The organism is Pantoea sp. CFCC18177 (assembly GCF_059412425.1).
In genome coordinates this window covers 374,505-387,315 of the sequence record NZ_JBNBPL010000001.1, presented here as the reverse complement: position 1 = coordinate 387,315, position 12,811 = coordinate 374,505, and the positions used below count along the sequence as shown (strand labels likewise).

Here is a 12,811-nt window from a genome sequence, read left to right as displayed (position 1 = left end):
AGGCTGGTTTTACAGGTGCGCATCACTGCGCACCTCGCTATGCCGCCGGTTTTTTTGCCATGCTCAGGATGAACAGCACGGCGGCACACAGCACCACCGACGGGCCTGCAGGCGTGTCATAGGTGGCGGAGAAAGTTAATCCCCCCGTCACAGCCAAAATGCCAATCAGCACTGCAAAGCCCGCCATCTGCTCGGGTGAACGTGAAAAACGGCGCGCGGTAGCGGCGGGAATAATCAGTAGTGAGGTGATGATCAGCGCACCGACAAATTTCATCGCCACACCAATGGTCAACGCCGTTACCAGCATCAGCATCAAGCGCGTGCGTTGAATATTCACACCATCAACCTGCGCCAGTTCGGGGCTGATGGTCATGGATAACAGCGAACGCCACTGCCAAGCCATCACCGTCAACACAATCGCTACGCCGCCCCCCATCATCCACAAATCATCTGGCGTGACAGCCAGTAAATCGCCAAACAGATACGCCATCAAATCGACGCGCACGCCTTGCATCAGGCTGACTACCACCAGGCCCAGCGACAGCGCGCTGTGCGCCATGATGCCGAGCAGGGTGTCAATGGCCAGATGCGGACGCCGCTCCAGCCATACCAGACCCAACGCCAGGCAAACGGTCACCAGAATGACGGCGTAATAGGGATTCACATTCAGCAGTAGCCCAAACGCCACACCCAGCAGTGAGGCATGCGCCAGGGTATCGCCGAAATAGGACATGCGACGCCAGACCACGAATGAGCCTAACGGACCCGCCGCCAGCGCCAGCAAAACACCACCGAGCCAGCCGGGTAATAACAGTTCAATCATCAGGAACCCTTTCCTTTTCGCAGAACAATACGTCCTTGTAGATCGTGACGGTGATTGTGGTTATGGCGATAGATAGCCAACTGCTGCGCGCCGCGTGGGCCGAACATGGCAATAAACTCGGGATGCTGCGACACCGCTTCTGGCGTGCCGGAACAGCAGATGTGATGGTTGAGGCACAACACTTCATCCGTTTTCGCCATCACCAGATGCAGGTCATGTGAGACCATCAGCACGCCGCAGTTGAGTTCACCACGAAGCTGATCGATTAAATCGTAGAGTGCAACCTGACCGTTGACGTCAACGCCCTGTGTGGGCTCATCCAACACCAGGAGTTGCGGCTGGTTGAGCAGGGCACGGGCCAGCAACACGCGCTGTGTTTCACCACCAGAAAGCTTTTGCAGGGGGGCCTGCAACAGATGACCCGCCTGAACGCGTTTTAACGCAGGCAGAATGGCATCACGCTGGCTGCCTCGTGTCAGGCGCATAAAACGCTCAACGGTGATCGGCAGAGTGGGGTCGATATGCAGTTTCTGTGGCACATAGCCGATGCGTAAACCCGGCGTACGTTTAACTGTACCGCTGGTGGGGGTCAGCAAACCCAGTACCGTGCGCACCAGCGTCGATTTACCTGCGCCATTTGGCCCAAGCAGCGTGAGGATTTTTCCCGGTTCCAGTGACAGGCTAATGCCTGCCAGCACGGGACGCTGAGAGAACTTCACTGAAATGTTTTCAAGTGTAACAAGTGACGACATAGTATTTACGGGTTGCATTGAATTTCGGATGTTATAATATCACATTCCATCTACGGGTCACGATGGAATGACGCATTATGTTACACATTAAGCAGCGCCTTGTTTTTACTCTTCCTGCTGCGGCAATGGTTGCCGCTTTTGCACTGCCAGCACACTCTGCTGTCGTCGCTTCGATTAAACCTCTGGGGTTTATTGCCGCCGCCATTGCGGATGGCGTCACACCGGTTGAAGTGTTGCTGCCAGATGGTGCTTCAGAGCATGATTATGCCTTACGTCCTTCGGATGTAAAACGTATTAAAAACGCGGACTTAGTCGTCTGGGTTGGTCCTGAAATGGAGGCGTTTCTCACCAAGTCTGCGGCTGAGTTACCGGCGGCTAAAAACCTGGAAATTGCCGCGATGCCCGGGGTGAAACCGCTGCTGATCCGGGGGGGGGAAGAGGAGGAAGAACATGAGCATGGTCACGATCATGACCAGGGTGCAGAAAAGTCTGAAGACCAAGACGCGTCTGATGATCATCACCACCACGGGGAGTTTAATATGCACCTGTGGATGTCCCCAGAGATAGCGAGGCAATCTGCGGTTGCAATCCATGGAAAATTATTGGAACTTATGCCGCAAAGCAGAGCCAAACTTGACGCGAACCTGCAGCAATTTGAGGCAGGATTAGCGGATGCTGACAAGCACATTGGCGCGCAGCTTGCCCCGGTTAAGAACAAAGGTTATTTCGTTTTTCACGATGCTTACAGCTACTTTGAAAAACACTACGGTTTGTCCCCCACCGGACATTTTACCGTCAACCCTGAGATCCAACCCGGCGCCCAGCGTTTACATCAAATACGAACACAGTTGGTTGAGCAGAAAGCCGTATGCGTTTTCGCTGAACCACAATTCAGGCCGGCCGTCATCGATGCCGTGTCTCGCGGAACCAACGTGCGTAAAGGCACCCTTGATCCGCTGGGCATGGGAATCAGCTTAACCAAAGACAGCTATGTGAAATTCCTCTCACAGTTGTCGAGCCAGTATGCGAGCTGCCTGAATGGAGCATAGAGGAATAGGTAAAAGTGCAGCAGATAGCCCGCTCTGTCGCCCTCGCATTTAATAATTTGCCGCGTCCCCACCGCGTTATGTTGGGTACATTAACTGTTGTGACATTGGCCGTCGCTGTCTGGCGGCCCTATGTTTATCATCCCCATGACGTTGCGCCCATCGTGAAAGACATCACGCTGGACAAAAACGAACTGCGTACGTTACTGCCTGAATCCAGTGAGCCGATTGATCAAACCACGGCAGAGCCGGAAGAAGACATCCCCTCGGATGACATCGATAAAGATGTGCCAGATAACCCGAATCAACACGATTACACCGTTTCATCAGGTGATACGTTAAGCAGCGCGCTCAATCAGTATGGTATCGATCTCGGTGATATCAATGCGCTGGTGAGCAGTGACAAAGACTTCCGTAATCTGCGTGTCGGCCAGCAACTGAGCTGGACGCTGAATGCAGATGGACAGCTGCAAGACTTTACCTGGGAAGTGGACCGTCGTGAAACCCGCATCTATACGCGCCAGCCGAATGGCAGCTTTAAGATGCAGCAGGAGATGCAAAAGGGTGAATGGCAAAACAGCGTGTTGAAAGGCGAAGTGCGTGGCAGTTTTGGTGCCAGCGCGCAGCGTGCCGGATTGACCAGCGCCGAAACCAGCAACGTTATCAAAGCCATGCAGTGGCAGATGGATTTCCGCAAACTGCGTGCCGGTGATGATTTTAGCGTGCTGATGTCACGCGAAATGCTGGATGGTAAAAGCGCGCAGAGCCAGTTGCTGGGTGTGCGCCTGCGCACTGGCGGCAAAGATTATTACGCCTTCCGCGCGGAAGACGGCAAATTCTACGATCGTAACGGCTCCGGCCTTGCTCGTGGCTTTATGCGTTTCCCTACCGTGAAGCAGTATCGCGTCTCATCCAATTTCAACCCACGCCGACTTAACCCGGTGACGGGGCGTATTGCACCACACAAAGGTGTCGATTTTGCTCTGCCAATTGGTACTCCGGTGCTGGCCGTGGGCGACGGTGAAGTGGTGATGGCTAAAAATGGCGGTGCTGCTGGGAACTATGTGGCCATTCGCCATGGTCGTCAGTATATGACCCGTTATATGCACCTGAGCAAAGTGCTGGTGAAACCTGGACAGAAAGTGAAGCGGGGAGATCGCATTGCGCTGTCGGGTAATACCGGACGCTCTACCGGTCCACATTTGCACTATGAAGTGTGGATCAACAATCAGGCGGTCAATCCATTAACGGCTAAGCTGCCGCGCATGGAAGGTCTGACCGGTAAAGACCGCAGCAACTACCTGGCAGATGTGAAGACGTATCTTCCGCAGTTAGCGCTGAAATAACGCACCACAGCCGCTAATATTAAAAAAACCGACGAAATATTCGTCGGTTTTTTGCTATCTGACGCAGGATGATTGCAAAATTAACCACCGTCACTATCATTGTCCCGTCATTGTCAGAGGCGAGTGCATGGAAACCCGAAAGAAAAATAACAGTGAGTTTATTCCCGTTTTTCAACGTTCTTTTTTAAAACCGAAATACTGGGGCAACTGGTTGGCGATTGGTGCGCTGGCCGGTATGGCAATGCTGCCTGCCAAAGTGCGCGATCCGATTCTGGGCGGATTAGGTCGATTTGCTGGCAAGCTGGCTAAAAGTGCGCGCCGCCGTGCGCTGATCAATCTCTACTATTGCCTGCCGGAATTGAGTGAAGCGCAGCGCGAAGAGATTGCTGATCGTATGTTTGCCACCGCGCCACAGGCGATGGTGATGATGGCTGAGTTGGGGATGCGCGATCCTGCGCGCGTACGACAACGCGTGGACTGGCACGGACGCGAAATTATTGAACAACTGCAGGCCAACAAAGAAAACGTTATTTTCCTGGTGCCGCACGGCTGGGGCGTAGATATTCCGGCGATGTTGCTGGCATCGGAAGGCCAGATGATGGCGGCGATGTTCCACAACCAGAGCGATCCGCTATTGGATTACGTGTGGAATCGGGTACGTCGTCGCTTTGGTGGCCGCATGCATGCCCGCAATGACGGCATCAAACCTTTTATCGCATCGGTGCGTCAGGGTTATTACGGCTACTATCTGCCGGATCAGGATCACGGCCCAGAGCACAGTGAGTTTGTGGATTTCTTTGCCACGTACAAGGCTACGCTGCCTGCCGTAGGTCGTTTGATGAAAGTGTGCCGCGCACGCGTTGTTCCGTTGTTCCCGGTTTATAACAGCGAGACGCATCGGCTGGAAATCTACGTTCGTCCGCCAATGGATGACTTGCTGGATGCAGATGACAACACGCTGGCGCGTCGAATGAACGAAGAGGTTGAGGTGTTTGTGCGTCCGCACCCGGAGCAGTACACCTGGATTTTGAAATTGCTTAAGACGCGTAAAGAGGGTGATATCGAGCCCTATGCGCGTAAAGACCTGTATCCGCGCAAATAGTTTTTTGCGCAATGAATTGTGCCGCTACGGAATGTGCAATTTTCACGATCCATAGCGGCGAGTTCAATCTCGCATCATTCTACTGCTTCAACGTGACTGCGACGCTTACGTTCACGCAGGAACAACGTCACCAGGCCAAACCACAGCACACCTGCCGCAAAGTTAATCCCACTGAACCACGGGGTGCCGCCACTGAAGTAACCGCTTTTCGCTAACTCAATGCCGATGGCCAGCGTCAGAATGCTGATCATTCCGAGCATGGCGGCAATGCTGCCTTTGCCTTCATTGCTGGAATAAAGCGTCAGGCGATAGAGACCCGCATTGACCATGCCTGCACCGAAAGCATACAGGCTTAATCCGGCGGTGAGCAGCAGATAGGTGTGGCTGTCGAGCAGATTGGCCAGCAAGGCTGTGCTTAACCCAATTAATATCGGCCAGGCGGCGAATTTAACCGGTTGTTCGATAGGCACACGGCCTGCCAGTTTTCCCAGTGTCAGATTGCCAGCGATCATCGCCAGGAACACCGGCAGTTGCAGCAGCGCGTACTCCATACGCGACAAGCCTTCATCGTGCATCAGAATCACCGGTGACAGCGCGACCCAAGTCAGAATCGGGATAAACACCAAACCGATGGCGAAGGATCCGTATACCACCTGACGATCGCGTGCCAGGCGGCCATAGGTGCGCGCCAGATTGGGAAGGGCGATAGAGTGGCTACGGTCGCCAGCGGTTTCCGGCATGATGCGCCACAGCACCACAAAGGCCACCAGGCTACAGATTGCGAACAGCCAGAACATACTGCGCCATTCACCGACCGTCAGCCAGGCTGCTCCAGCCAGCGGACCCGCCAGCGGTGCCAGCAGTGCCACGTTGGCCATCAGCGCCATCATGCGCACCGCCAGTGCTTCTGCAAAAGCCTCCTGCACGGCGGCGTAGCTGACTGCGCCGATAAAGCACAGGCTAATGCCCTGGATAAAGCGCAGCGTGACAAACTGCTCGATGTTGCTGACCCAGGTGGTCAGGATGCAGGCCGCCGCAAAGAACAGAATGCCAAACAGCAGCACCGGACGCCGGCCATATTTATCGGAGAGTGGGCCAAGCAGCCATTGCAGCACCACGCCGCCCATCAGATAGGCTGTCAACGACGTGGAAACCCATTCCGGACCAACGTCAAATTCAGAGGTCACCAGCAACATGCCGGGCTGAATCATGTCGTGGGCGATGTAAGTCGCAAACTCAAACAGCACCAGCGCGAGCGGAAACAGCAGCACGCGTCCGGTCAGTTGCGTAATCGGTTGAAAGCGGGCCATCTGGCCTCCTTGTCAGAGCAAAAATAAAAACGCGACTGCCAGGCAGTCGCGTTTGTCCATGTTGTTACAGCCGCTGTCGGTGGTGCGTGAGCGTTTAGTCTACGCGCAGGACACGGCTGGTATTGGTGGTGCCGGTGGTCGCCATCACGTCGCCCTGGGTGACAATCACCAGGTCGCCAGAAACGAGGAAACCTTTGTCGCGCAACAGGTTCACTGCATCATGCGCGGCGGCAACACCATCGTTGTTGCTGTCGAAATAGACGGGCGTTACACCACGGAACAGCGCCGTCAGATTCAGGGTACGTTCGTGACGTGACATCGCGAAGATCGGCAGTCCAGAAGTGATACGTGAAGTCATCAAGGCGGTACGGCCAGATTCAGTCATGGTGATGATGGCGGAAACCCCTTGCAGGTGGTTTGCGGCATACATGGCAGACATGGCAATCGCTTCTTCCACGTTGTCAAACTGCACTTCCAGGCGGTGCTTGGAGACGTTCACGCTCGGGATCTTTTCCGCGCCGAGGCACACTTTTGCCATCGCTGACACCGTTTCAGCCGGATACTGGCCTGCTGCGGTTTCGGCAGACAGCATCACCGCATCGGTACCATCCAACACGGCGTTAGCCACGTCCATGACTTCCGCACGGGTGGGCATCGGGTTGGTGATCATCGATTCCATCATCTGGGTAGCGGTAATGATGGTACGGTTCAACTGACGGGCACGACGGATCAGCGCTTTCTGGATACCGACCAGTTCTGGGTCGCCAATTTCAACACCCAAATCGCCACGCGCCACCATCACCACGTCAGAGGCGAGGATGATGTCATCCATGGCTTCCTGAGTGGCCACCGCTTCAGCTCGTTCCACTTTGGCTACCAGTTTGGCATCACAACCGGCGTCGCGCGCCAGGCGGCGAGCGTAATTCATATCTTCGCCATTGCGCGGGAAAGAGACGGCCAGGTAATCCACGCCGATTTTCGCGGCAGTGATGATATCCACTTTATCTTTCTCTGTCAGCGCTTCTGCAGAGAGACCGCCGCCGAGTTTGTTAATCCCTTTATTGTTGGAGAGTGGGCCGCCGACGGTGACTTCGGTGAACACTTTGACGCCCTGAACTTCCAACACTTTCAACTGCACGCGGCCATCATCCAGCAACAGGATGTCGCCAGGCACCACGTCTTCTGGCAGGCCTTTATAGTCGATACCGACTTTTTCTTTGTCGCCTTCGCCTTTGCTCAGGTCTGCATCCAGCAGGAAACGATCGCCCACGTTAAGGAAGACTTTGCCTTCTTTGAAGGTTGATACACGAATTTTAGGACCTTGCAGGTCACCCAGAATCGCCACGTGACGGCCAAGTTTAGCGGCAATCTCTCGCACTTTGTTGGCGCGTAGCTGATGGTCTTCAGCCGTACCGTGAGAGAAGTTTAGTCGCACAACGTTAGCGCCCGCCGCGATGATTTTTTCGAGGTTATTGTCGCGATCGGTAGCTGGACCGAGGGTGGTAACGATCTTGGTTCTTCTGAGACGTCTTGACATGAAGGACTCCGTTAACAAAGGTTCGTGCCACTTTCGTAGGACACGGTGTGGTCATCTATTCTATATGATCGATGGGCTGTGATTCGACTCACATTGTGAATGTGATGTTAATTATTTTTCCTGCACGTGTTTTTCCACGCGCGAATCTTTCAGTGCTTCTTTCACTCGTTTCAGATTTTCGCGGAAAACAGCGCCGCGCTGAAGCGTAAATCCTGTCGCCAGAACATCAATCACGGTTAATTGCGCCAGGCGGGAGACCATCGGCAGGTAGATATCCGTATCTTCAGGTACATCAAGCGTCAGGGCGAGGGATGCTTCTGCCGCTAAGGGTGAACCCGGAGAGGTGATAGCCAGAACTGTGGAAGCGTTTACACGCGCCAGGCGAGCCAGTTCTATCATATTTTTGGTGCGGCCAGTATGTGATATGAGAACAAAAACGTCATTTGGTCCACTATTTATGCAACTCATGCGCTGGATCACAATATCCTCTGACCAGATGACCGGCAGATTAAAGCGCAGAAATTTATTGGTCGCATCATGCGCCACCACGGCGGAGGCACCAAGGCCAAAAAAGGCAATTTTATTGGCCTGTGTTAACGCCAGAATGGCTTTATCGATCGCCTGTAAATCCAGCTGTTGTCGTACCTGGCTCAGCCCGGCGAGCGCAGAATCAAAAATCTTGTGGCTATAACTCTCTACGCTGTCATTTTCTTCCACATCGCGGCTGACCCAGCTTGGGCCTTTTGCCAGACTCTGGGCCAGACGTAATTTGAAATCGGGAAAGCCGCGCGTGCCCATGCGGTGACAAAAGCGGTTAACGGTCGGTTCGCTGACCTCGGCAGCCCGCGCCAGCGTGGCAATACTGGAGTGCATTGCCTGTTGCGGAGCGGCAAGGATCTGTTCCGCCACTTTGCGCTCTGATTTGCTCAGCGCCTCAAGTTGCGCCTGTATGTGTTCCAGCATGTCGTTAACCTGATGCTCCTCAATCACTTTCATTAAATGATGAAATCGCTGCCAATTCTCAAGAATATACCGTGTAATACCGGCTCGCACGCAGCAGCGGACAAATGTAAGCGCGATTTTTTTGTCATACTTTGATCGTTGCCGGGTTTTTCCCGACAAACATCGAAACAGAAAAAAAGCCTAAAGCGCACACGACAACACATCTTTGTTCGCCATCATGTTCAAAGTAATGGCTAATGCCACACCGCGTCTGGGTTGTTACGATGCGGGGAAAAAAGTACATTGTGCTGTAAGAAAATTACAATAAGGACCTGGGATGATGAGGACGCTCAAACCGGGTATATCCTGCAACGAGGAGAGGAAAATGGCGGTAACACAAACAGCCCAGGCATGCGATCTGGTTATTTTCGGTGCCAAAGGCGATCTTGCACGCCGGAAACTGTTGCCTTCACTGTATCAGCTGGAGAAAGCGGGTCAGATTCACGACACCACACGCATTATTGGCGTGGGGCGTGCGGAGTGGGACAAAGACGCGTACACCAAAGTGGTACGTGAGGCGCTGGAAACCTTCATGAAAGAGAAGATCGACGAAGCGCTGTGGGACAAACTCAGCAGCCGTCTCGACTTCTGCAACCTCGACGTTAACGACACTTCCCATTTCACCAAACTGGGCAAGATGCTTGACCAGAAAGAGCGTGTCACCATCAACTACTTCGCCATGCCGCCAAGCACCTTCGGCGCGATTTGTGATGGTCTGGGCGCGGCCAAGCTGAATGCCAAACCAGCGCGCGTGGTAATGGAAAAGCCGCTCGGTACCTCACTGGAAACCTCACAAGAGATCAACGACAGCGTCGGTAAGTATTTCGAAGAGAGCCAGGTGTTCCGTATTGACCACTATCTGGGTAAAGAGACGGTTCTGAACCTGCTGGCACTGCGTTTCGCCAACTCTATCTTCGTAAATAACTGGGATAACCGCACCATCGACCACGTGCAGATTACCGTGGCAGAAGAGGTGGGTATCGAAGGCCGTTGGGGTTACTTCGATAAAGCGGGCCAGATGCGCGACATGATTCAGAACCACCTGTTGCAGATCCTGACCATGATCGCCATGTCACCGCCATCCGACCTCAGCGCGGATGCGATCCGTGATGAGAAAGTGAAAGTGTTGCGTTCACTGCGCCGCATCGACCAGACCAACGTGCGTGACAAAACCGTGCGCGGTCAGTACACCGCCGGCTTTGTGCAAGGCAAAAAAGTGCCGGGTTATCTGGAAGAAGAGGGTGCGAACAAGCAGAGCGCCACTGAGAGCTTCGTGGCTATCCGTGTGGATATCGACAACTGGCGTTGGGCGGGCGTGCCGTTCTACCTGCGTACCGGTAAGCGTTTGCCGACCAAATGCTCTGAGGTTGTGGTTTACTTCAAAAACCCAGAGATGAATCTGTTCAAAGACTCCTACGCTGAACTGCCACAGAACAAGCTGACGATTCGTCTGCAGCCGGACGAAGGCGTAGATATCGAGATCCTGAACAAAGTGCCGGGTCTGGATCACAAACACAAACTGCAGACCACCAAGCTGGATCTGAGCTACTCCGAAACCTTCAACCAGTCACATCTGGCGGATGCTTACGAGCGCCTGCTGCTGGAAACCATGCGCGGCATTCAGGCACTGTTTGTGCGCCGTGATGAAGTGGAAGCGGCGTGGGGCTGGGTGGATTCGATCATTGATGCGTGGAACGCCGATGCTGATGCGCCTAAACCTTATCAGGCTGGAACCTGGGGCCCTGTGGCCTCTGTCGCGATGATCACCCGCGATGGTCGTTCCTGGAATGAGTTTGAGTAATCGTTAAAAATGAAGCCCGCTCAGTGCGGGCTTTTTTGTACCCAAAATTCATTCTTCTTAAAATTGAACCAGAGTTTCAAAAAATTTTGATATCCGATAGACGCCACTCCAGCCAATCTTGTATGGTAGAGCCAAATTATTGACAGCGTGGCGTAAGCCGCGCTGATGCCACTAAGGAAACGTGATGAAGAACTGGAAAACAAGTGCTGAACAGATCATGACAACTGGCCCGGTTGTGCCGGTGATTGTGGTCAACAAACTGGAACACGCGGTGCCGATGGCTAAAGCGCTGGTGGCCGGTGGTGTACGTGTGCTGGAAGTGACGCTGCGTACCCCCGTGGCCATGGACGCACTGCGTGCCATGATCAAAGAAGTGCCGGAAGCGATTGTCGGTGCGGGCACGGTGATCAACACCCAGCAGTTGAAAGAAGTCACTGATGCCGGTGCGCAGTTCGTTATCAGCCCTGGTTTAACCGAACCCTTGTTAAAAGCCGCCGTTGAGGGCCCTGTGCCGCTGATCCCTGGTATCAGCACCGTGTCTGAGCTGATGCTGGGCATGGATTATGGCCTGCGCGAGTTTAAATTCTTCCCGGCCGAAGCCAATGGCGGGGTAAAAGCCTTGTCAGCGATTGGTGGTCCGTTCCCGCAGGTGCGCTTCTGCCCAACCGGCGGCATCTCTCCCGCTAACTATCGTGATTACCTGGCACTAAAAAGCGTGCTCTGCATTGGTGGGTCTTGGCTGGTGCCAAATGATGCACTGGAAAGTGGTGACTGGGATCGTATTACGCGTCTGGCGCGCGAAGCGGTTGAAGGGGCAAAATAATGGCGTTGCGGGGGTGGCCTGAGTGCCGCCCCCGCAATGATTAACCTTCGACCTTCACAGCAGCCGCGCTGGCTATCGCGCGGGCAATGGCGTCATCGGTATTGTCACCGGTCGCCAGAGCCACACCCAGACGGCGCTGACCCGCAATTTCCGGTTTACCGAACAGGCGCAGCTGTAGACCCGCACCTAATGCCGCTTCGATATTCACGAACTGCACGTTCTGGCTGTCTAGCTGTGGCAGGATCACCGCCGATGCCGCTGGGCCATACTGGCGAATCCCGCCGATAGGCAATCCGAGGAACGCACGCACATGCAGCGCAAACTCTGACAGATCCTGGGATATCAGGGTCACCATGCCGGTATCGTGTGGACGTGGCGAGACTTCGCTGAACACCACCTCGTCACCACAGACAAACAGCTCGACGCCAAACAGGCCGTAACCGCCTAATGCCTTGACCACCTTCGCAGCAATATCCTGAGCGCGTTGCAGTGCCAGCTCGGTCATCTGCTGCGGCTGCCAGGATTCACGGTAATCGCCATCTTCCTGACGATGCCCAATCGGTGCGCAGAAGTGGATACCATCCACTGCGCTGATGGTCAGCAGAGTGATTTCAAAATCAAATTTCACCACACCTTCAACAATCACGCGACCCGCACCCGCACGACCACCTTGTTGCGCGTAATCCCAGGCTTTCTCCAGCTGGCTGGCTTCACGGATGAAGCTCTGGCCTTTGCCAGATGAGCTCATAACAGGCTTAGCGATGCACGGGAAGCCGATGTCGTGAGCAGCAGCGACAAAGTTCTCTTTGCTATCGGCAAACTGATAAGTTGAAGTCGGCAGGGACAACTCTTCGGCGGCCAGACGACGAATGCCTTCGCGGTTCATGGTCAAACGCGCAGCGCGTGCGGTAGGCACCACTTTCTGGCCCTGTGCTTCCAGTTCCAGCAGCTTTTCAGTTGCGATGGCTTCGATTTCTGGCACCACGAAGTGCGGCTTCTCCAGCGCGATTAATGCTGCCAGCGCATCGCCATCCAGCATATTGATCACATGGCTGCGGTGAGCAACGTGCATCGCAGGGGCATCGGCATAACGATCCACGGCGATCACTTCCACACCCAGACGCTGACACTCCAGCGCCACTTCTTTGCCCAATTCGCCTGAACCTAACAGCATCACGCGCGTTGCGGCAGGGCGCAGCGCGGTTCCTAGAGTCGTCATAATTTCACCTTAGCAGTCAAAATGCGCGCGCAGTATATACGAAAACGTTT

At 54.3% G+C, this 12,811-nt stretch carries 11 protein-coding genes; 5 read left to right on the top strand and 6 right to left on the bottom strand.

From position 1 onward, the window contains the following. Positions 1-37 precede the first annotated feature (37 nt). Both znuB and znuC read right to left on the bottom strand, forming a co-directional pair. Positions 38-823, bottom strand: a complete 786-nt coding sequence (gene znuB / locus ACPUC8_RS01745) for a zinc ABC transporter permease subunit ZnuB (RefSeq protein ID WP_494925487.1) — start codon at positions 821-823, stop codon at positions 38-40. Continuing rightward, positions 823-1,575, bottom strand: a complete 753-nt coding sequence (gene znuC / locus ACPUC8_RS01740) for a zinc ABC transporter ATP-binding protein ZnuC (RefSeq protein WP_039335321.1) — start codon at positions 1,573-1,575, stop codon at positions 823-825. Before znuC ends, znuB begins: the two co-directional genes overlap by 1 nt. Positions 1,576-1,652: 77 nt before the next feature. Here znuC and znuA point away from each other — a divergent pair, with 77 nt between their 5' ends. The 3 genes from znuA to lpxM all read left to right on the top strand — a co-directional run bounded on the left by znuA (position 1,653) and on the right by lpxM (position 5,069). After that, entirely contained in the window at positions 1,653-2,624 is a 972-nt protein-coding gene (gene znuA / locus ACPUC8_RS01735; RefSeq protein WP_494925486.1) for a zinc ABC transporter substrate-binding protein ZnuA, read from the top strand. Between the two features lie 14 nt (positions 2,625-2,638). Continuing rightward, positions 2,639-3,967, top strand: coding sequence for a murein DD-endopeptidase MepM (gene mepM, locus ACPUC8_RS01730; protein ID WP_494925485.1), 1,329 nt, complete (start codon positions 2,639-2,641; stop codon positions 3,965-3,967). Positions 3,968-4,094: 127 nt separating this feature from the next. Next, positions 4,095-5,069: a lauroyl-Kdo(2)-lipid IV(A) myristoyltransferase gene (gene lpxM / locus ACPUC8_RS01725; protein ID WP_039335326.1), complete on the top strand. Its 975-nt coding sequence runs from the start codon at positions 4,095-4,097 to the stop codon at positions 5,067-5,069. Between the two features lie 74 nt (positions 5,070-5,143). Here the strand turns inward: lpxM and ACPUC8_RS01720 are convergent, their stop codons facing one another. The 3 genes from ACPUC8_RS01720 to ACPUC8_RS01710 form a co-directional block, all read right to left on the bottom strand. Beyond that, on the bottom strand, positions 5,144-6,379 hold the full coding sequence (locus ACPUC8_RS01720; protein ID WP_039335328.1) for an MFS transporter: 1,236 nt from the start codon (positions 6,377-6,379) through the stop codon (positions 5,144-5,146). 94 nt (positions 6,380-6,473) lie between these two features. Next, positions 6,474-7,916: a pyruvate kinase gene (gene pyk / locus ACPUC8_RS01715; protein WP_039335330.1), complete on the bottom strand. Its 1,443-nt coding sequence runs from the start codon at positions 7,914-7,916 to the stop codon at positions 6,474-6,476. Between the two features lie 111 nt (positions 7,917-8,027). Then, a complete protein-coding gene (locus tag ACPUC8_RS01710; protein ID WP_039335491.1) occupies positions 8,028-8,879 on the bottom strand; it encodes a MurR/RpiR family transcriptional regulator in 852 nt (283 codons plus the stop codon). 364 nt (positions 8,880-9,243) lie between these two features. Between ACPUC8_RS01710 and zwf the strand changes: the two genes are divergently transcribed. Next, complete coding sequence (gene zwf / locus ACPUC8_RS01705; protein ID WP_039335333.1) at positions 9,244-10,719, top strand: glucose-6-phosphate dehydrogenase; 1,476 nt, start codon at positions 9,244-9,246, stop codon at positions 10,717-10,719. Between the two features lie 184 nt (positions 10,720-10,903). After that, positions 10,904-11,542 carry a bifunctional 4-hydroxy-2-oxoglutarate aldolase/2-dehydro-3-deoxy-phosphogluconate aldolase gene (locus ACPUC8_RS01700; protein ID WP_039335335.1) on the top strand — a complete coding sequence of 213 codons (639 nt, stop codon included), beginning with the start codon at positions 10,904-10,906 and terminating at the stop codon, positions 11,540-11,542. Between the two features lie 40 nt (positions 11,543-11,582). Here ACPUC8_RS01700 and purT read toward each other — a convergent pair whose 3' ends face one another. Continuing rightward, positions 11,583-12,761 carry a formate-dependent phosphoribosylglycinamide formyltransferase gene (gene purT, locus ACPUC8_RS01695; protein ID WP_039335337.1) on the bottom strand — a complete coding sequence of 393 codons (1,179 nt, stop codon included), beginning with the start codon at positions 12,759-12,761 and terminating at the stop codon, positions 11,583-11,585. Between the last annotated feature and the right edge of the window lie 50 nt (positions 12,762-12,811).

Coding starts and splice junctions, on each gene's coding strand:
- purT (WP_039335337.1), bottom strand. CDS start 12,761: ATGACGACTCTAGGAACCGCGCTGCGCCCTGCCGCAACGCGCGTGATG.
- zwf (WP_039335333.1), top strand. CDS start 9,244: ATGGCGGTAACACAAACAGCCCAGGCATGCGATCTGGTTATTTTCGGT.
- znuA (WP_494925486.1), top strand. CDS start 1,653: ATGTTACACATTAAGCAGCGCCTTGTTTTTACTCTTCCTGCTGCGGCA.
- pyk (WP_039335330.1), bottom strand. CDS start 7,916: ATGTCAAGACGTCTCAGAAGAACCAAGATCGTTACCACCCTCGGTCCA.
- ACPUC8_RS01720 (WP_039335328.1), bottom strand. CDS start 6,379: ATGGCCCGCTTTCAACCGATTACGCAACTGACCGGACGCGTGCTGCTG.
- ACPUC8_RS01700 (WP_039335335.1), top strand. CDS start 10,904: ATGAAGAACTGGAAAACAAGTGCTGAACAGATCATGACAACTGGCCCG.
- znuC (WP_039335321.1), bottom strand. CDS start 1,575: ATGTCGTCACTTGTTACACTTGAAAACATTTCAGTGAAGTTCTCTCAG.
- lpxM (WP_039335326.1), top strand. CDS start 4,095: ATGGAAACCCGAAAGAAAAATAACAGTGAGTTTATTCCCGTTTTTCAA.
- znuB (WP_494925487.1), bottom strand. CDS start 823: ATGATTGAACTGTTATTACCCGGCTGGCTCGGTGGTGTTTTGCTGGCG.
- ACPUC8_RS01710 (WP_039335491.1), bottom strand. CDS start 8,879: ATGCTGGAACACATACAGGCGCAACTTGAGGCGCTGAGCAAATCAGAG.